This window comes from Halobellus rarus (genome assembly GCF_024494595.1).
GTDB lineage: Archaea > Halobacteriota > Halobacteria > Halobacteriales > Haloferacaceae > Haloquadratum > Haloquadratum rarum.
The window spans coordinates 254051-272454 of sequence record NZ_JANHDI010000006.1; the positions used below are offsets into that span (position 1 = coordinate 254051).

Sequence of the window (18404 nt, forward strand, 5' to 3'; positions counted from 1 at the left end):
GGCGTTCACACGAGCGATGAAAATATGCACGTATCTCATACGGCTGATGAACTGATGCACGAGAGTCTCAACAACCCTTTTTTAGCATTACCCGCACCGTGACACTGGATATCAAATCCACCGACAATGAATCTCATCCAACGACTCAAATCCGTCGGTCCGGGCGCGATGGTCGCCGCGGCGTTCATCGGCCCCGGGACGGTCACGACTGCGAGCGTAACGGGAGCACAGTTCGGCTACGCACTCCTCTGGACGATCGCGTTCTCGATCATCGCGACGATCGTCCTCCAGGAGATGAGCGCGCGACTGGGCCTCGTCTCCGGGGAGGGACTCGGTGAGGCGCTCCGCGAACGGTTCGACAGCCAGGCCGTCGAGTACGTGAGCATCTTCCTCGTGGTTGGCGCGATCGGGATCGGGACCGCCGCCTACGAGGCGGGGAACATCCTCGGCGGCGCGGCGGGGCTCGCGACCATCACCGGCGTGAGTTCGACGGTGTGGGGCGTCGTGATGGGGCTCGTGGCCGGCACTCTCCTGTACACCGGCCGGTACAAACTGATCGAGCGGGCGCTCGTCGGCCTCGTCGGCGTGATGGCCCTCTCGTTCGTGGCGTCGGCGGCCCTCATCGGTCCGGACTTCGGCGCGATCGCGATGGGGTTCGTGCCGGGCGTCCCGTCGGGATCGCTGTATCTCATCACGGGCCTCATCGGGACGACGATCGTCGGGTACAACCTGTTCCTGCACGCGAGCAACGTCCAAGAGCGCTGGAGCGGTCCCGAAGATATCGGTCACTCGCGGACCGACACGATCCTCTCGATCGTCGTCGGCGGCGTGATCACGATCACGATTATGGTCACCGCGGCCGCCGCGTTCGAACCGGGAACGCAGATCAGCGACGTCGGGCGGATGGCCGAACAGCTCAGGCCGCTCGCGGGCCCGTACGCGGAGCTGTTCTTCAGCATCGGGCTGTTCGCCGCCGGGTTCACGAGCGCGACGACGGCGCCGCTGGCGGGCGCGTGGGCGACCACGGGAGCGCTGGGTTGGGACTCGGATATGCAGAGCACGCGGTTCCGCGCCGTCTGGGGGACGATCCTGGGCGTCGGCGTCCTCTCGGTGCTTCTCGGTGGGAGCCCCGTCGAGATCATCGTGTTCGCGCAGGTCGTCAACGGGATCTTGCTCCCCATCGTCGCGATCTTCCTGATCTACGCGATGAACCAGGAGGACCTCCTCGGCGAGTACACCAACGGACCGGTCGCGAACGCCCTCGGCGCGATCGTGACGATCGTGGTCGTGTGGCTCGGCGTCCGAACGATCCTCGACGTGGCCGGGGTGCTGTAAATGGAAGAGCGGAGGATCGGCGTCGACGTCGGCGGCACGTTCACGGACGTGACGCTGTCGCTCGGCGGCGAACTCGTGACCGCGAAGGTCCCGAGCACCGAAGACCAGAGCGAGGGCGTGATGGCCGGGATCGAAAAGGCCTGCGCGGAGGCCGGAATCGATCCCGAGACGCTGACGGAGTTCTCCCACGCGATGACCGTCTCGGTCAACGCGCTCCTCGAGGAGGACGGCGCGAAGACCGCGCTCGTCGCGACCGAGGGCTTCCGTGACGTCCTCGAGATCGGTCGCCAGGACCGGCCGTCGCTGTACGACCTCGACGCGGAGAAGCCGACCCCCCTGGTTCCCAGACGCCGCCGATACGAGGTTTCCGAGCGAACGACGACCGAGGGGATCGAACGGCCCGTCGACGACGACGAAGTGCGTGCGATCGCCGGCGAGATCCGCGAGGCGGACGTCGAGGCCGTCGCGGTCTCGCTCCTGCACGCGTACGCCCACCCCGAGAACGAGGAGCGCGTGGCGGAGGTGCTGCGGGAAGAACTCGACGTGCCCGTGTCGGCCTCCCACGAGGTCCTCGCGGAGTTCCGCGAGTACGAGCGGACGTCGACGACCGCCGTCGACGCGTACGTCCGGCCGGCGATCGACCGGTACGTCAGTCACCTGACCGAGAGCGCGGGAGAGAACGGCGTCCCCCAACCGCGGATTATGCAGGCTAACGGCGGTATCACCGACGCCGACACGGTCAGACGAAACGCCGTCACGACCGTCCTCTCGGGGCCCGCCGCGGGCGTCGTGGGAGCCAGCGCGATGGCGGGCGACGGCGGCGACGACCGCTCGACTGGCGACGATGACCGTTCGGCCGGCGACGACCACCACGCGGGACTCGTCACCTTCGACATGGGCGGGACCTCGAGCGACGTGAGCCTCGTCCGCGACGGCGAGGCCGAGCGGACGACCGAGGGCGTGATCAACGACCGCCCGATCAAGACGCCGATGGTCGACATCGAGACGGTGGGCGCGGGCGGCGGATCGATCGCGTGGGTCGACGCCGGCGGCGCGCTCCGGATCGGGCCGCGCTCTGCCGGGGCCGATCCCGGGCCCGCCTGCTACGGAAAGGGCGGGACCGAACCGACCGTCACGGACGCGAACCTCGTCCTGGGGTACATCGGGTCGAGCACCAGCCTCGGCGGCGAGATGTCGCTGGACGAGGCGGCCGCCCACGACGTCCTCGCGGACCTCGCAGACGAGGCGGGGATGGACAGTGCATTGGAGGCCGCCCGCGGCGTCTACCGGGTCGCGAACGCGAACATGACGCGGGCGATCCGCTCTGTGACCGTCGAGCGAGGGTACGATCCCCGGAAGTTCGGGCTCGTCGCGTTCGGCGGCGCGGGGCCGATGCACGCGATCTCGATCGCGGACGGCCTCGATATCGACCGGGTCGTGATCCCGCGCGCCTCGGGCGTCCTGTCGGCCTACGGCCTGCTCGCGGCAGACGAGAAGCGCGACGCCGTTCGGACCTATCAGCGATCGCTCGCGGACGTCGACCCCGACGACGTCGACGACGTGTACGAGGATCTATCCGAGGAGTTGCTCTCGGAAGTCAGTGAACGGGAGAACGCCGACGTGACGTGCTCTGCGGACCTCAGATACGCCGGTCAGAGCTTCGAGCTCCCCGTCGACGTCGATCGGCCGTTCGACGCCCGGGAGGCCGGCGAGCGGTTCGCGGCGGCGCACGAGTCCGCGTACGGCTATCAGGCCGAGGAACCGGTCGAACTCGTGAACTGCCGTGTGACGACCACCGTCCCGCGGAGCGCACCGGCGATCGACTACGCCGCCGGCGGGGAGCCACAGCGTGGGAGCCGGGAAGCGGCGTTCGCCGACGGGGTCCACGAGACCCCCGTGTACGACCGGGACCAGTTGGCACCCGGCGGGACGATCGAGGGGCCGGCGATCGTCGAGGGCGACGAGAGCACGATCGTCGTTCCGCCGAGTTGGGACGTGCGGGTGCGTGAAGACGGCGCGCTGATCGCGGGGGTGGACGAGAAATGAGCGACGATCCCACGACGGCGAACGGGGAAGCGACGAACGGAGGGTCGACAGACGGGACGCAAGACGAGATCGATCCCGTGACTCTGGAGATCCTCCGGAACCAACTGGAGAGCGTCGCCACCGAGATGGGCCACGTGCTCATCCGCGGGGCGTACTCGCCGAACATCAAGGAGCGACAGGACTGCTCGACCGCGCTCTTCGACGCGTCGGGTCGGATGGTGGCGCAGGCCGAACACATCCCGGTCCACCTCGGCGCGATGCCCGACGCGGTCGAGATCGTCCTCGAAAAGGACCCGAAACCGGGCGACGTGTTCATCGTCAACGACCCCTTCGCCGGGGGGACGCACCTGCCCGACATCACGCTGGTCTCGACGATCGCCCCCCGCGGCGAGGTGATCGGCTTCGCCGTGTCGCGGGCGCACCACGCAGACGTCGGTGGGAGTTCGCCCGGGAGTATGCCGCCGGGCGCCCAGGAGATCTACGAGGAGGGGCTTCGGCTGCCGGCGGTCCGACTCGTCGACGGCGGTGAGCCGAACGACGAGGTCCACGAGCTGATCCGGGCCAACGTCCGGACGCCGGACGAGCGGGAGGCTGACCTCCGGGCCCAGCGCGCCGCGAACGCGCGGGCGGAAGAGCGGATCGGCGAGCTGCTGGAGGAACACGGCTCGACGCTGCTCGACGCGTTCGACGCCGTCATCGAGTACTCCCGCGAGCGCGTCGAAGCCGAACTCGCGGAGCTCCCGGACGGCACGTACCGGGCGCAAGACGTCCTCGAAGGCGACGGCGTGACCGACGAGGACATCCCGATAAAAGCGGCCGTCACCGTCGACGGCGCCTCGATCGACGTCGACTTCGCCGGGACGGCCGACCAGGTGGCGGGCAACCTCAACGCGCCCCTGTCGGTGGCCAAGAGCGCGGTCTACTTCGTCGTCCGCGCGATCACCGATCCGGAGATCCCGCCGAACCACGGCTGTTACGAGCCGGTATCGGTGTCGGCACCCGAGGGGTCGGTGCTCAACCCTGATCCTCCAGCGGCGGTCGTCGGCGGCAACGTCGAGACGAGCCAGCGGGTCACCGACGTCACGCTGGCCGCGCTGGCCGCGGCTGTCCCCGAAGAGGTGCCCGCCGGCGGGCAGGGAACGATGAACAACCTCATCATCGGTGATCGGAGCGGTGAGTTCACCTACTACGAGACGATCGGCGGCGGGTTCGGCGCCCGTCCCGGGAAGGACGGGATGGACGGCGTGCAGGTCGGGATGACCAACACGCTCAACACGCCGGTCGAGGCGATGGAGACCGAGTATCCGCTCCGCGTCGAGCGGTACGCACTGCGCCCGTCCAGCGGGGGCGACGGCCGATATCGGGGTGGACTGGGACTCGAACGGACGGTGACAGTCGAGACCGAGGCGACCGTGTCGCTGCTGACGGAGCGCCGTCGGACGGCCCCCGCGGGAATCGACGGCGGCGAGGACGGCGCGACCGGGGAGAACCTCGTCGACGGCGAGGACGTCCCCTCGAAGGCGTCTATCGACGTCGAGGCGGGGACGACCGTCTCGATCCGGACGCCCGGCGGTGGCGGTCACGGCGACCCCGACGACCGGGACCCGGCCGCCAGAGATCGCGACCGACGCGACGGGAAGGTGAACGGCCGATGAGCCGTCTCGGCGTCGTCGTCCCCTCGTCGAACACCACCGTCGAACCGGAGTTCCGCGCCGCGCTCCCGGACGACTGCACCGTGCACGCGGCGCGGATGCCGCTCGAGGACGTGACCAGGGAGGAACTCGACTCGATGGCCGACGACGCCGAGCGCGCGGCCTCGCTGCTCTCGCACGCGGCGGTCGAGGGCGTCGCCTACGCCTGCACCACCGGGAGTCTCATCCACGGCTCCGGCTTCGACGCCCGCCTGGAATCCCGGCTGTCCGAGGCGGTCAGCGCGCCGGCGGTGGCGACCGCGCTCTCGGTCGTGCGCGCGTTGAACGCACTCGACGCGGATCGGATCGCCGTCGCGACGCCGTACTCGGCAGAGCTGGACCGCCTGGAGCGCGAGTACCTGGTCGAGAACGGGTTCGACGTCGTCTCGATCGACGGCCGAGGGCTCGTGGAGAACACCGCAATCGGCGCGTTGAGCCCCGACGAAGCCGAAAGTCAGGGTCGATCGGTCCTCTCGAACGCCCCCGATGCGGACGCGCTGTTCGTCTCGTGTACGAACTACCGATCGATGTCGGCGCTGGCGTCGCTGGAACGGGAGTTCGACGTCCCCGTCGTTTCGAGCAACGCGGCGACGGTCTGGGACCTGTGCAACCGGGTCGGCGTCCGGCCGAAGTTGGACGTTCGACTCCGAGAGGCCACGCCCGCCGACGGCGCGTAGTCCGAGTGGCCTCGCCCCGGTGTTGACGTTGCGGACGCGGTGCGGTCCGCGCTCGCGTCGACCGCATTGGAAGGCCGCACCGCGTGACACGGACGGGCGGTCTACGAACGTCTCTCAGACAGTGTCGGGTCGTCGCATCCACGGACCGTGCACGGCGATCGTCGAGAGAGCATTCGAGCGTGTTGCGGAACCCTCTGCCGATGCCGGAAGACGGCTGTCCGTGCGGCTCGAAGGGGTACTGTGACAGACACTCATCACGCGTGGTCTCTCGCTGAACGGCCACGCGGCGAACCGACCCGGGCGGATTTCGAGTTCGACGAATCGCCGGTTCCGACACCGAACTACGGCGAGGTCCTCGTCAAGGTACAGTATCTCTCGGTCGACCCGTACATGCGGGGTCGAATGCGGGACTCCGAATCGTACGCGGAGCCGTGGGCAGTCGGCGAGATGCTGGAAGGCGGCGTCGTCGGGGAGGTCGTCGACAGTCACAGCGACCAGTTCGAGATCGGAGACGTCGTCACCGGGAACGGGACCTGGAGCGAATACGCCGTCCTCGACGCCGCCGACACCCAGGCAATCGACACGGACGTTGCGGATCCCCCCGCGTACCTCGGGGCGCTCGGGATGCCCGGCCGAACGGCGTACTTCGGCTTGCTCGAGGTGGGTGACCCGAACCCCGGCGACACCGTCGTCGTCTCCGGCGCTGCGGGTGCGGTCGGATCCGTCGTCGGACAGATCGCGAAGCTGAACGGGTGCGATGTCGTCGGGTTTGCCGGCTCCGACGAGAAGGTGGCGTGGCTGACCGACGACCTCGGATTCGACGCCGCGGTCAACTACAAGGCGACCGACGACTATCGATCGGCGCTGGACGACGTCGCTCCCGAGGGAGTCGACGTGTACTTCGACAACGTCGGCGGGCCCATTACCGACGCCGTCTTTTCGCGATTGGCGCTCGACGCCCGCGTCGCTGTCTGCGGACAAATCGCCCACTACAACGACGAATCGGTCCCCACCGGGCCTCGGAAACTCCCGCAACTCATCGCCACCCGCGCCACCGTCCGGGGGCTGTTGGTCGGCGACTTTGCGCCTCGCTTCGGTGAAGCGAGCGAGCAACTCGCGGAGTGGGTCGCGACCGGCGACCTCACGCACCGTGAAACGATCGTCGACGGGTTAGAAGCCGCCCCCGACGCGTTCCTCGGGCTCTTTTCGGGGGACAACATCGGGAAACAGGTCGTCCGAGTGCGTCCGTAATCCGTCGATACGGGAGGGAAGATATCCGCGAACATTACTGAAGCGACGTTTTCAGTCTCCTCGAAAGTTAATAGTCTCTGTGAGAACTGTCGCACTATGGATTCGGTCCTCGCATCCTCCCTCAGCGGTTGTAACGTGATGACGACCGACGGTGCCGAAATCGGGACCGTCGAGAACGTGACGATGGATCCCTCGACGGGAGCGCTCGAACACCTCCGTCTGGATCCGAACGATCGAGCGACCAGTGGCTTCGATCGCGTCGAAGACGGGCAGTTACTCGTCCCGGCTCACAGGGTCGAAGCGAAGAAGGACTACCTCCTCGTCAGTCCCCCACGCCAGTAGGAACGGTTCGTTTTCGTATTCGCTGGGTTCGACCCTTGGGTAGGACGCCACAGGGCCGATGGCTACGCTGAGAGTCGCGGGCATCCCACGTAGGACGCTCTCGATGTCCCACGCGACTCGCGGCACAGGCACTCGCAGTCGATTCTCCCGAGAGACTATACCGACCGACCGTATCGTCTAGATATGCCCACTTGGGACGAGCGGTTTCGCGAGGGAGAGTATCCACTCGATCCCGATCCAGCGCCGGTCCTCCGGCAGTACATCGGTTCGTTTCCGGACGGCCGCGCGCTGGATATCGCTACCGGGACCGGACGGAACGCCGTGTTTCTCGCCGAAAACGGGTATACGGTCGACGCGCTGGATAAATCGCGGGAGGGACTCCGAATCGCCCGGGAGAACGCGAAGAAGCGAGGCGTCGACGAGAACTGTTCGTGGATTCGGGGAGACGCCCACACCCACGAGTATCCCGACGAGATCTACGACGTGATCACGATTCAGTACTTCCAAATACTGGATCGGTTCACCGATATCAAAGCGGCGCTCGCCCCCGACGGCGTCATATACTATCAGACGCATCTCCGCACGACCGACTCGGTCGATCGCGGTCCGTCCGAACGCCACCGCGTCGGGGCGAACGAACTCCTCAGGGCCAGTCTCGATTTGACAGTCCTCCACTACCGAGAGTTCACCACCGGTACGGAGGGCCACCGGGGAGCGTGCGCGCAAGTGATCGCACGGAACTCACACGGGCATACGCAACAGGTCCCCCGCGAACCGGTCGCCGAGGACTGACCGATCTCTTCGATCGGTCCCGTCTCCTCGGGCCTCACGCGCCGTGTCGGCGCACCGGCGGTCGAGACTCCGTGCTCGACCAGTGCAGCCTTATTACGCAGAGGCGTGTCATCGCACCTAGAGGACGGATGGCCGAACTACTCATCCCCGCCGTGCTGTTCGTCGGAAGTCTCGGAGCGCTATTGCTCGCATCGGACGTGTTCACTTCGGCCGCGGAGCAAATCGGCCTCTCACTCGGGGTTTCGCCGTTCATAATCGGAGTGACGGTCGTGGCCGGTGGAACGTCGCTACCGGAACTCACCTCGTCGATTCTGGCAGTGCTCCGAGGCGCACCGGAAATCGTCATGGGAAGCGTCGTCGGGTCGAACATCTCGAATATGCTCTTGGTGCTGGGAACCGCGGCTGTCGTCGGCGGAAATATCCTCGTGATTCGCGAACTCGTCGAAGTCGACCTCCCGTTGCTTGTCGCGTCGGCGGTGTTCCTCCTCTTGGCCACGTGGGGCTCTCCGTTCTCGTGGTACGAGGGGCTGCTCGCGGTAGTAGCCCTGGGAGTGTACATCCAGTTCACCATCAGAGAGAAAGATCGGTACGTCGGTATGCTGATCGAAGAAATGGTCGAGGAAAGCGGTGAGGCGGACTCAGAAGAGCCCAGGCCACAGACAGACACGAGGACTTACGCTCGACTGGTTCTGAGCATAGGGGTAGTTTTCGCCGCGGCGTACGGTCTCGTCGAGTCCATCATCACAGTCTCGACCACCCTTCAGATCGGAACGGAGATCGTCGCGATCACCGCGGTGGCGGTGGGAACGTCGCTCCCCGAGATCGTCGTCAGCATCGTAGCCGTGCGGAGGGACCTCCCCGGGTTGGCCGTCGGGAACGTCCTGGGTTCGAACCTTTATAACAGCTTCCTCGGTACCGGCCTACCGAGCCTCGCAGGCGACCTCGTCGTTCCGACCAGTATTCGCTCTTACGGACTTCCGGCAATGGTCCTGATCACGGTTCTGTACTTTTTCATCACGCAGGACCGCGAAATAACGCGTTGGGAGGGAATGACGCTACTGCTCCTGTATGTGGTCTTTATTGTGAACCTCGGGAGTTTTCTTTAAATTGGTGTTCCGAGTAGAACTCCAGCGGAAAGACGTTCGACCCGGTATCTTCCGAGCCACACAGTCACTCCGAAGAGGGCTACCCCTTGCTGGTCAGTCGCTCAAACGACCATAGTAGGTGGAGTCCGGGAACGGCCGCGTGTGGGCTCCGAGAACGGCAGTTACCGAGAAGTCGGTGCTCGGGATCGTACAAAGACACCTGTTCTCGCAAGCGTACCGCTTGTGAAACAGTTCGCCTGACCGAAAATCCGAGACGGTTTACGGGGTCGCGTCCAACGAGACGAGAGAACAGTACCCAGCTGTTTCTCATCGCAACGTGAAAGAATAGCCGATTATGATAGTCAGAAATATTAAATATATTCACATTAGATAAAGTATTCTATATTAATTTATCAGGTGTGGTAGTTGTCTACTGTACTAGTATACTCTTTGTAGTTTTTACGTTGGCAAGCCATCTATTTTCTCGGACCGAAAAGCGACCGAAATATACCATTTGGAAATGTATTATTGATATATGTTAAAACAGAGTCTCACTGGCTCGGTCCGCACCCGCGGAGAGTGCCTCCAGTTTGGCCCAAGCGATTTCGGGTTCGACGATCTGGTGTCCGGCGAGCGTGGCGAGTCCACAATCGGGGCCTGCGATGATCCGCGATGGGTCTCCGATGATCTCGGCAATTTTCGTAATTCGATCCGCAATGGTCTGCGGATGCTCAACGATATTGGTTTTAACGTCGACGACGCCGGGGACCAAAACCCACTCTGACGGCAGCGGATACTCTTCGAAGGCCCGCCACTCGTGGTGGTGTCGTGGGTTGGCTCGTTCGATCAGCAACCCGCCGACGTCGGCTTCGTACAGGATCGGGAGCATCTCTTCGAGAGGGATGTCCTTGTGATGGGGCCCCTCGTAATTTCCCCAACAACAATGCAGGCGGATCTGCTCGGCCGGGACGCTGCTTGTAGCCTGGTTGATCGCCTCGATCCGACGGCGGGCACAGCTTTTGAACTCCTCTGTGGAGAGGCTCTTGAATTTCCGATGGCGTTCGGAGAGCACGTCCGGCGCGTCGATCTGTAAGAGCAGTCCCGCATCCGCTATCCGCTCGTACTCGGCTCGCATCGCGCGCGCCAGCGCGAAAGTGAATTCGTCGTTAGATTCGTAATACTGGTTCCCGAGCGAGGAGGCGATGACGCCCGGGGACGCCGCAGTCATAAACGTCTCTTCGAATTCGACCCCCGTGGTGTCGAGCGTCCATCGGAACCGTTCAATCTCCGTGTCGATGTGCGATCCGCCGTCGTACCGCACCGCTTCGGTCGCCACCGGCCGCGTCTGTGCCTCCGAGACAATATCCGGAAACGCCTTCCCAGCGTACTCCGGAAAATCCTCGACGTCCGCCCACTGCGGCCGGGGGATGGTACGCTCGCTAAATCCTTCGAGCCGTTCTGAGGCGTAGATGTGAAACCCGGGACGGGACTGTTCGCCGTCGTTTCCGATGTCGATGCCGACGTCGGACTGCCTCCGTATAGCCCGCCCCGTCGCCTCGTCGATCGCATCGTTCATCACGTTTCGATCGATGCCTGTACCCTCCCCCCGCTGGTGCATCAATTCGACTAGGTGGTCCGTTCGTGGTAAACTCCCGACGTGAGTCGTGAGAACGCGCTCGTCGCTTCGTTTCATTACTTACCGAACGTTGAGCGAGGAGGTTGAAATGCATACGTGGTACCGGATCGAACCGCCGGTGACGATGGCGTCGAGGTCGGGATTCTCATCTGTGACCTGGTTCGGGCGTCGTGAGCGACCTACCCCGCCGGCCCGCCCACGACGAGGACTTCCGTATCGAATTCACTCATCGTCTGCCTCCACGTCGTGCCACGAGAGCCGAGGGTTCCGGGCGGCGCTCGTCTGATCGATGCGCCCCGCAGCGGTCGTCGTGGGCGCCTCAGAGAGCTCCTCCGGCGTCTTTTGGCCGGTCGCCGTGAACGCCTCCGCCAGCACGTCGAGTTGGTCCTTGCTCAGCGCCTCGGTGGGCTCGGTCATCAGCGCCTCGTCGACGATCTCGGGCCACTTGGTCGTCGGCGGGTGGACCCCCTCGTCGAGCATCCCCTTCGCGAACTCCGCGGCGTCGACGTCGCCGGCGCTGGCGACGAACTCGTGGTGGAACGGCCCGTACGGGACGTCGAGATCGATCTGGGAGGCGAGGTAGTTCGCGTTCAGGACGGCCATCGCCGAGGTGTCCTTCAGTCCGCCGTCGCCGAGCCGGGAGATGTACGCGTAAGTCTTCAGGAGCACCAGCCAGTTGCCGTGGAAACCGTGCACCTTGCCGACGCTCTCGGCGGGCTCGTAGAACTCGAAGGACCCGTCGTCGGTCTCGCGGACGTGCGGGTCGGGGAGGAAGTCGGTGAGTTCGTCGACGACGCCGATCGGTCCGGCCCCCGGGCCGCCGCCGCCGTGCGGCGACGCGAACGTCTTGTGCACGTTGTAGTGCATGATATCGAAGCCCATATCGCCGGGACGGGCCCGCCCGAGGAGCGCGTTGAGGTTCGCCCCGTCGTAGTACAACAGGCCGCCCGCGTCGTGGACGACGTCGGCGATCTCGGAGATATCGCGCTCGAACAGACCGAGCGTGTTCGGGTTCGTCAGCATCAGCGCCGCCGTCGAATCGCCGACGGCCGCTTCGAGCGCGTCGACGGGCACCCGGCCGTCCTCGTCGCTCGGGAGTTCGACGACGTCGTAGCCGGCCATCGCTGCACTCGCGAAGTTCGTTCCGTGGGCCGACGCGGGCACGATCACCTCCCGACGCTCGTCGTCCTCGTCGTTCGACCGGTGGTACGCGCGCGCCACGAGCAGGCCGGTGAATTCCCCCGCCGCTCCGGCGGGCGGTTGCAGGGTTGCAGTCTCCATTCCGCCGATCTCGGCCAGGTACTCCTGGAGTCCGTGGAGGATCGCGAGAGTTCCCTGTGCGTCCTCGTCGGCGCGGTCGGGGTGGATCGAGCCCTCGTCCAGCGCGGCGACGTCCTCGATGAACTTGGGGTTGTACTTCATCGTACAGCTCCCCAGCGGGTAGGGGCCGTGTTCGACCGAGTAGGTCATCTGCGAGAGCCGCGTGTAGTGGCTCGCGACCTCGGGTTCTGCCGGTTCGGGAAGCGTCAGCTCTTCGCGAACCAGCTCGTCGGGGAGGTCGACGTCGTCGTGGGTGACGGTCTCGGTCCGCTTTTCCGACAGGAGCGGTTCGTTGACCGATTCGCCGCTATCGGTCTCGCGCTCCCAGGTGGCCTGTCGGTAGTTCATACGAGCACCTCCCGGACGGCCGCGACCAGATCGTCCAGGTCGGCGCTGTTGGTCTCCGTCACGCACACCTGGATCTCGAACTCCCCGACCTCGTGGACGAGGAAGCCTCGGTCCGCCAGTTCGTCGACCACCTCTGTGGCGGGAACCTCCGTGCGCGCGACGAACTCCCGGAAGTGGTGGCGGTCGTCGACCGGAGCCGCGACGCCGTCGACGTCTTCGAGTCGAGCCGCGGCCTCGGACGCCATCGTCACGCACTCCTCGGCGAGAGACGCCAGGCCCGACGCACCGAGCGAGGCGATGTGAATCGCCGTTCGAAGCGCGACCCACGCCTGGTTCGTACAGATGTTCGACGTGGCCCGTTCCTTCCGGATGTGCTGCTCTCGGGTCTGCAGCGTCAGGGTGTACGCGCGCCGTCCATCGGCCGTCTCGCTCGTTCCCACGAGCCGTCCGGGGACCTGTCGCAGATACCCCTCCTTGACGGCGAACAGGCCGAGCCCCATCCCGTGGCTGGCCGAGAGACCCAGGACGCTCGCGTCGCCGATGACGATGTCTGCGCCCACTGCGGCCGGCTCCTTCAGGAGCGCCAACGCGACGGGGTCCGACCCGAGACAGAACGCCGCCTCGTGGTCGTCCGCGAGGCTCGCGACATCCGATAGTCGCTCCTCGATCGCCCCTCGGGCGGTCGGTGACTGGGCGTACACCATCACGACGTCCTCGTCGATCAGGTCCGAGAGCGCGTCGAGGTCGGTGTTCCCCGCGTCCAGCGGATAGGTCTCCACTGTCAACTCCGCGCCGTCGGCGTAATTTTCCAACACGCTTCGCCGCTCCGAGCGGATGGTCTCGGGGACGAGGACGCGAGAGCCACTGGTGTCTCTGACCCGCGCGGCGAGCAGGGCCGCCTCGCCGAGCGCGGTCGCGGCGTCGTACATCGAGCAGTTGGCGACGTCGAGGCCGGTCAGTTCGACGATCATCGACTGGAACTCGAAGAGCGCCTGGAGGAACCCCTGGGAGGTCTCCGGTTGGTACTGCGTGTAGGAGGTCAGAAACTCCGAGCGCAGCGAGAGGTAGTCGACGACCGACGGCACGTAGTGGTCGTAGTGGCCGCGCCCGAGGAACTCGGTCCGATCGGCGTTCCGTCCGAGCAGATCCTCGATTTCGCTTCTGACCTCGTACTCCGATTTCGCCTCGACGTCGAAGTCGCCATCGAAGGCGACCGCCTCCGGGACGTCGAACAGTTCCTCCACGCTATCGGCGTCGATCGCCGAGAGCATCGCCTCCACTTCCTGCGGCGTCTGCGGGGCGAAGGGACTCGATTCGTTCGGTTCGTGCGACCCGTCCGTTCGGTCGTGTTGGATTCGTTGCATTGTCGTCATTCGGTCTGCTCGCGGTAGTCGTCCGCGTCGAGCGCGTCGTCAGGTACCTGTCCGTCGATCTCGAAGAGCCACCCCTCGCCGTACGGATCGGTGTTGAGCAGCTCCGGTCGGTCGAGAACGTCGTCGTTGGTCGCGGTCACTGTTCCCGAAACCGGGGTGTAGATGTCCGAGACCGCTTTGATGCTCTCGACGACCGCGCAGGCCGTCCCGCTTTCGAGGGACTCGCCCTCCTCCGGGAGTTCGACGAACACGACGTCGCCGAGTTCGTCCTGCGCGAAGTCGGTGATCCCGATTCGCCGGGCATCTCCGCGGTCATCGATCCACTCGTGTGAGTCGGTGTACTGTAAGTCGTCGGGCGTCTCGTTCGTCATTGTCTCTGAGCTTCGTGGGGGTTGTCGTTCGTCATTGTCTCTGAGGTTCGCTGCGCGCGTCGTTCGTCATCGGCTCTGTTGCTGTGAGAGCGTTCGGTGCGCGTTACTCGCCGCACGATTCGAGGAACGGCGTGCCGACGACGGTCGCGTCGACAGACCGGTCGCGGACCGAGACCGAGAGGCCGGTGCCGGAGGATGCGAATTCGGCGTCGACGTATCCGAGCGCGATCGGGATCCCGAGCGTGGGACTCATCGTCCCGCTCGTCACTCGACCGACGGGGTCGCCGTCGTCGCAGATCTCGTACCCGTGGCGAGCAATCGCCCGCTCTTCGAGACGCAGTCCGACGATCCGCTCGTCGACGCCATCGTCCCGAACCTGTTCTAAGGCCGACCGACCGACGAAGTCCTCGTCGTCGAAGTCGACGACGAATCCGATGTCGGCCTCGAAGGGGTCGTGCGGTTCGTCCTCGGGGTCGAAGTCCTGCCCGGAGAGCAGCAGCCCGGCCTCGAGCCGGAGGGTGTCTCTGGCTCCGAGTCCACAGCGCTGCACGTCGTCGAACAGGCGATCGATCGCCGTCGCATCCTCCCCGGGAAAGAGGATCTCGACGCCGTCTTCACCGGTGTACCCCGTCCGAGCGGCGAGGCACTCGACGTCGCCGATCGATGTGTCCACCAGGGAGAACGGGTCCAATCCGTCGATCTGTCCGTCCGCCTCCTCGTCGATACGCTCGACCGCGTCGGGCCCCTGGACCGCGATCATTCCAGTTTCCGTGGTCCGGTTTCCGAGAGTGACGTCGAGGCTCCAGCGGTCGGCGTACTCGCGCAGTCGACCGTACAGTTCCTCGTCGTGTCCGGCGTTCGGAACGACGACGTACCCACTTTCACTCGGGTGATCGTACACGACGATGTCGTCGAGCATAACGCCGTCAGGACGGAGAACACACGAGTACTGCGCCTCGCCCGGTTCGAGCCCCCGAACGTCGCTCGGTGTGAGTCGGTGCAACAACGTCTCCGCACCGGGCCCGTCGACGGCCAGCTGCCCCATATGGCTCACGTCGAACAGCCCGACACCCTCTCGTACGGCTCGATGTTCCTCCCGGATCGAGCCGAACGAGACCGGCATCTCCCACCCGCCGAAGTCGGTGAAGTCCGCACCCGCTCGACGGTGAGCTTCGTACAGCGGTGTTCGCTTGGGTGACACACTCTACACCATACAACTACAAGTATTTATGTGTTTTTTGCCCAAATAATTACGTATCCGTTGTATTATAACGCGGTATTTTTCGCGATGTGTGAATCGAAGTGGCTGTCGTCAGCACACTCCGATCCCGTCTCGGTCTGTTCGGATCGGCGGCGGGATCCGACTCTTTTAGCCCGTTTGAGGTGTATCTCCGGCGGAGACGGGAGTTCGAACGGTCACGTTTACCGATTATCGCTTCGTCGAAGCCGAGACAGCGTTCGCCCCTGCGTAATCGGGGAAGTACACATCTGGTCATACTTCGCCCAGAAAGTGGCCAAATATGAATTTAGAGTCCGAAGAATGACTAAATAACAATTACTTGGGCCGTGAGCGCTCTCCGCCCTCCGAAACCACGTCTCGAGGTGCCACTGAAATTCGCATCTCGTGAATGTTTATATATCTCCCCCGCGAACGGTGGCCCGTGCCAGAACACGGACGCGAACTGACGACGACCGCCACCTCGCTCCGGATCGTCGACGCGATCGACCGACTGGAAGGGGCCCGAATGAGCGAGATCGCCACGGAACTGGGGTTGGCCAACAGTACCGTCCACGCGCACCTGACGACGCTTCGCAACCACGAACTCGTCGTGAAGGAGGGCAACGAGTTCCACCTGGGGATCAAGTTCTTCCACCTCGGCGAGCAGGCGCGCCACCGAAAGCCCGAGTACGAGATCGTTCGACGGCACGCCCACGAACTGAGCAATCGCCTCAACGAGGAGGTCGCGTTCGCCATCACCGAGCACGGGCGGTCGGTCATCATCTTCGACGAGAACAACGACCCTGCGAAGGAGGGGTTCCAGGTGGGACGATACTTCCATATGCATAACTCCGCGAGCGGGAAAGCGATGCTCGCGGAGTTCTCCCGCGACCGAGTCGAGGGGGTGCTCGATCGGTGGGGACTTCCCAGGGAGACGGAGAACACGATCCAGAGCGCGGAAGAACTCTACGACGAGTTGGAGCGGACCCGCGAACGGGGCTACTCGCTCAACCAACAGGAAGCCCTCGAGGGACTGATGGCCGTGGGGATGGCCATTACGACTCCCGATGGAAGCGTACTGGGATCTCTCGACGTGTCGGGGCCGCCGTACCGCCTCTCCGAGGAACAGATCGTCCCGGAGTTACGTGAGGCCGTAACTCAAATCGAACGGGAGATCGCATCACGGTATGGACCGGGTGATCGCGATCAGTAGTCGTGGATGGGGTCGTCGTCGTCGGTGACGGCTTTGATGTAGCCGATCTTGTCGTAGGCGATCCACTCCTCGACATATTTCCACTCTCCGTCGACCTTCTGGATGAGACAGTTCGCGATACCGAGGTTGTCCTCCATTGTCTTCCCGGTCGGCGGTCCGTATTCCGTCGGACCGGTGTTCTCGGCGGTTATCGTCCGCACCATCGAGGTGTAGTACCCGTCTTCGGGGTTGCCCTCCCAGATGATCTTCTCGATGTTCATCTCCGTCTCGGGGAACGCGTTCAACCGCGCCAAGGTGTCTTCGACGAGCGCCTCGGAACCGACGATGTCTCCCTCGCCGCCGTGGACGACCACGTCGTCGTCGTAGTACTCGTAGATCTTGCCGACGAGTTTCTCGTCCCAGATCTCCCTGGTGCTTTGACGGATCATCCGCTCGACGTCGAGCTCGTCCGCGGTGCGCCAGTCTTCGGTCATCGCCGCGCCCCCGTGGCAGCGTCTGCTATCCGGTGATCGATACCTGCATCCGACTTTATCACAGTCTTTAGGCTTGATTGCGTCACTACTGAACCCTACTGAATGGTTTGCATCGTGTGTTTTAAATATTACGCTACATTTGGCTCCAGATCCCCTATCATCCGGGTCGAATCCGTTCGACGGAGCGTCTCCGTCTGCCGAGGATCAGAAATACTGTCGATCGTCACGAAGCCGGTCGAAGACGTCGACGCCCATCTGTTGGAGCAGATCGATCTTGTCGATGAACACCCAGTTCTCCGCGAGGCGCTCGCCCTCCCGTCGCCAGAAGTCCATCACGCGCATCTCGACCGGCTCCTCTGTCGCTGGAAGCCCCATCCATCCGTCGCCGAGGTGTGTCGCTCTAACGGACGGCCACCCCGTCGATGCGCAGTAGTTGCCTTCGGCGAACCGGGCGACGTGATCACCACCCTCGCGGTCGGGGAACGCCTCGAGAAACGGAGCCTGATGATACTCCTGAAAACCGTCGATACCTCGGGTGGTACCGGTCCCTGCCGGCCCGTACCACATAAAGTCCTCGTGCCAGAACTTCTCGAGGCCCATCCCGTCGAGGCCCTCCTCCTCGTAGTCGTGGAGGCCGTCGATCATCCCTTCGACCACCTGAAGGGTCTTTTCGGATTCCTCATCGTCCTGTTCGTCGAGGAGAACGCCGTCCTGCGTCATCGGGCCCGGGATCACGACTTCCGGAGCGAGCGCCGGGGCGAACTGATAGCCGGCCTGCCGCATCACGTCCAGCATATCGACGAGCAGCCTGGTCTCGGCGATCTGTCCGTCGACCACGCGGTGGAACTCACCGTACCGAAGCCACGTTGCGTGTCCGGTCGCGGGGATGTCGAGCCAGTCGTTCTCGAACGTCCCGACGAGGTTACCCGTCGCACAGACCCACTCGCCGCCGTTAAACTCGCCGGCGAACAGGATGTAGTCGTTCTTTTCGAGATCCGGGAAGGATTCGAGGAGCGGCACCCAGTAGGCGTCAGCTATCGCGTCGGTACCCTCGACCGCGTTGATCGGCTCAGGACCGTGCCACTCCGCGTCGGCGTGGTAATAATCTGCGAGGAGGTCCCCAACATTCTCCGCAGTCGCGTCGTGAATTTCCTGTGAAAACTCGTGGACTAACCGCTTGCGTTCGCTCGTCATTGGCTCACACGTAAGGTGGAGCGTAACACGGTAAAATA

Annotated in this window: 16 protein-coding genes; 9 read left to right on the forward strand and 7 right to left on the reverse strand. The window is 64.4% G+C overall.

Going from position 1 to position 18404, the window contains the following annotated elements; all coding sequences use genetic code 11:
- The first annotated feature begins 126 nt into the window (after nucleotides 1–126).
- From NO876_RS08100 to NO876_RS08135, 8 genes are all read left to right on the forward strand, one after another.
- Nucleotides 127–1335: an Nramp family divalent metal transporter gene (locus NO876_RS08100; protein ID WP_256421185.1), complete on the forward strand. Its 1209-nt coding sequence runs from the start codon at nucleotides 127–129 to the stop codon at nucleotides 1333–1335.
- Nucleotides 1336–3381: a hydantoinase/oxoprolinase family protein gene (locus tag NO876_RS08105; protein ID WP_256421186.1), complete on the forward strand. Its 2046-nt coding sequence runs from the start codon at nucleotides 1336–1338 to the stop codon at nucleotides 3379–3381.
- On the forward strand, nucleotides 3378–5036 hold the full coding sequence (locus NO876_RS08110; protein WP_256421187.1) for a hydantoinase B/oxoprolinase family protein: 1659 nt from the start codon (nucleotides 3378–3380) through the stop codon (nucleotides 5034–5036). Before NO876_RS08105 ends, NO876_RS08110 begins: the two co-directional genes overlap by 4 nt.
- Nucleotides 5033–5749, forward strand: a complete 717-nt coding sequence (locus NO876_RS08115; RefSeq protein WP_256421188.1) for a maleate cis-trans isomerase family protein — start codon at nucleotides 5033–5035, stop codon at nucleotides 5747–5749. The genes NO876_RS08110 and NO876_RS08115 overlap by 4 nt, the downstream gene beginning before the upstream one ends.
- A 240-nt stretch (nucleotides 5750–5989) precedes the next feature.
- A complete protein-coding gene (locus NO876_RS08120; protein WP_256421189.1) occupies nucleotides 5990–7000 on the forward strand; it encodes an NADP-dependent oxidoreductase in 1011 nt (336 codons plus the stop codon).
- A 96-nt stretch (nucleotides 7001–7096) separates the two neighbouring features.
- Nucleotides 7097–7342 carry a PRC-barrel domain-containing protein gene (locus NO876_RS08125; RefSeq protein ID WP_256421190.1) on the forward strand — a complete coding sequence of 82 codons (246 nt, stop codon included), beginning with the start codon at nucleotides 7097–7099 and terminating at the stop codon, nucleotides 7340–7342.
- 183 nt (nucleotides 7343–7525) lie between these two features.
- Nucleotides 7526–8134 (forward strand): class I SAM-dependent methyltransferase, encoded by a 609-nt coding sequence (locus NO876_RS08130; protein WP_256421191.1) that lies wholly within the window; start codon nucleotides 7526–7528, stop codon nucleotides 8132–8134.
- Nucleotides 8135–8262: 128 nt separating this feature from the next.
- Nucleotides 8263–9240: a calcium/sodium antiporter gene (locus NO876_RS08135; RefSeq protein WP_256421192.1), complete on the forward strand. Its 978-nt coding sequence runs from the start codon at nucleotides 8263–8265 to the stop codon at nucleotides 9238–9240.
- Nucleotides 9241–9757: 517 nt separating this feature from the next.
- On the opposite strand, the gene NO876_RS08140 is transcribed toward NO876_RS08135, so the two are convergent.
- The 5 genes from NO876_RS08140 to gcvT form a co-directional block, all read right to left on the reverse strand.
- Nucleotides 9758–10912, reverse strand: coding sequence for a cobalamin-independent methionine synthase II family protein (locus NO876_RS08140; RefSeq protein WP_256421193.1), 1155 nt, complete (start codon nucleotides 10910–10912; stop codon nucleotides 9758–9760).
- A gap of 165 nt (nucleotides 10913–11077) precedes the next feature.
- Nucleotides 11078–12523 carry an aminomethyl-transferring glycine dehydrogenase subunit GcvPB gene (gene gcvPB / locus NO876_RS08145; RefSeq protein WP_256421194.1) on the reverse strand — a complete coding sequence of 482 codons (1446 nt, stop codon included), beginning with the start codon at nucleotides 12521–12523 and terminating at the stop codon, nucleotides 11078–11080.
- Entirely contained in the window at nucleotides 12520–13887 is a 1368-nt protein-coding gene (gcvPA, locus tag NO876_RS08150) for an aminomethyl-transferring glycine dehydrogenase subunit GcvPA (protein ID WP_256421195.1), read from the reverse strand. Before gcvPA ends, gcvPB begins: the two co-directional genes overlap by 4 nt.
- A gap of 5 nt (nucleotides 13888–13892) precedes the next feature.
- Complete coding sequence (gene gcvH, locus NO876_RS08155) at nucleotides 13893–14267, reverse strand: glycine cleavage system protein GcvH (protein WP_256421196.1); 375 nt, start codon at nucleotides 14265–14267, stop codon at nucleotides 13893–13895.
- A gap of 103 nt (nucleotides 14268–14370) precedes the next feature.
- Nucleotides 14371–15468 (reverse strand): glycine cleavage system aminomethyltransferase GcvT, encoded by a 1098-nt coding sequence (gene gcvT / locus NO876_RS08160; RefSeq protein ID WP_256421197.1) that lies wholly within the window; start codon nucleotides 15466–15468, stop codon nucleotides 14371–14373.
- A 460-nt stretch (nucleotides 15469–15928) separates the two neighbouring features.
- On the opposite strand from gcvT, the gene NO876_RS08165 reads away from it, so the two are divergent.
- A complete protein-coding gene (locus NO876_RS08165; RefSeq protein ID WP_256421198.1) occupies nucleotides 15929–16699 on the forward strand; it encodes an IclR family transcriptional regulator in 771 nt (256 codons plus the stop codon).
- Here NO876_RS08165 and NO876_RS08170 read toward each other — a convergent pair.
- Entirely contained in the window at nucleotides 16693–17172 is a 480-nt protein-coding gene (locus tag NO876_RS08170; RefSeq protein ID WP_103992701.1) for an ester cyclase, read from the reverse strand. The genes NO876_RS08165 and NO876_RS08170 overlap by 7 nt on opposite strands.
- A 204-nt stretch (nucleotides 17173–17376) precedes the next feature.
- On the reverse strand, nucleotides 17377–18366 hold the full coding sequence (locus tag NO876_RS08175) for an ester cyclase (RefSeq protein ID WP_256421199.1): 990 nt from the start codon (nucleotides 18364–18366) through the stop codon (nucleotides 17377–17379).
- Between the last annotated feature and the right edge of the window lie 38 nt (nucleotides 18367–18404).

Coding starts and splice junctions, on each gene's coding strand:
- gcvH (WP_256421196.1), bottom strand. CDS start 14,267: ATGACGAACGAGACGCCCGACGACTTACAGTACACCGACTCACACGAG.
- NO876_RS08100 (WP_256421185.1), top strand. CDS start 127: ATGAATCTCATCCAACGACTCAAATCCGTCGGTCCGGGCGCGATGGTC.
- NO876_RS08170 (WP_103992701.1), bottom strand. CDS start 17,172: ATGACCGAAGACTGGCGCACCGCGGACGAGCTCGACGTCGAGCGGATG.
- NO876_RS08125 (WP_256421190.1), top strand. CDS start 7,097: ATGGATTCGGTCCTCGCATCCTCCCTCAGCGGTTGTAACGTGATGACG.
- gcvPA (WP_256421195.1), bottom strand. CDS start 13,887: ATGCAACGAATCCAACACGACCGAACGGACGGGTCGCACGAACCGAAC.
- NO876_RS08115 (WP_256421188.1), top strand. CDS start 5,033: ATGAGCCGTCTCGGCGTCGTCGTCCCCTCGTCGAACACCACCGTCGAA.
- NO876_RS08110 (WP_256421187.1), top strand. CDS start 3,378: ATGAGCGACGATCCCACGACGGCGAACGGGGAAGCGACGAACGGAGGG.
- NO876_RS08130 (WP_256421191.1), top strand. CDS start 7,526: ATGCCCACTTGGGACGAGCGGTTTCGCGAGGGAGAGTATCCACTCGAT.
- NO876_RS08135 (WP_256421192.1), top strand. CDS start 8,263: ATGGCCGAACTACTCATCCCCGCCGTGCTGTTCGTCGGAAGTCTCGGA.
- NO876_RS08105 (WP_256421186.1), top strand. CDS start 1,336: ATGGAAGAGCGGAGGATCGGCGTCGACGTCGGCGGCACGTTCACGGAC.
- NO876_RS08140 (WP_256421193.1), bottom strand. CDS start 10,912: ATGAAACGAAGCGACGAGCGCGTTCTCACGACTCACGTCGGGAGTTTA.
- NO876_RS08175 (WP_256421199.1), bottom strand. CDS start 18,366: ATGACGAGCGAACGCAAGCGGTTAGTCCACGAGTTTTCACAGGAAATT.
- gcvPB (WP_256421194.1), bottom strand. CDS start 12,523: ATGAACTACCGACAGGCCACCTGGGAGCGCGAGACCGATAGCGGCGAA.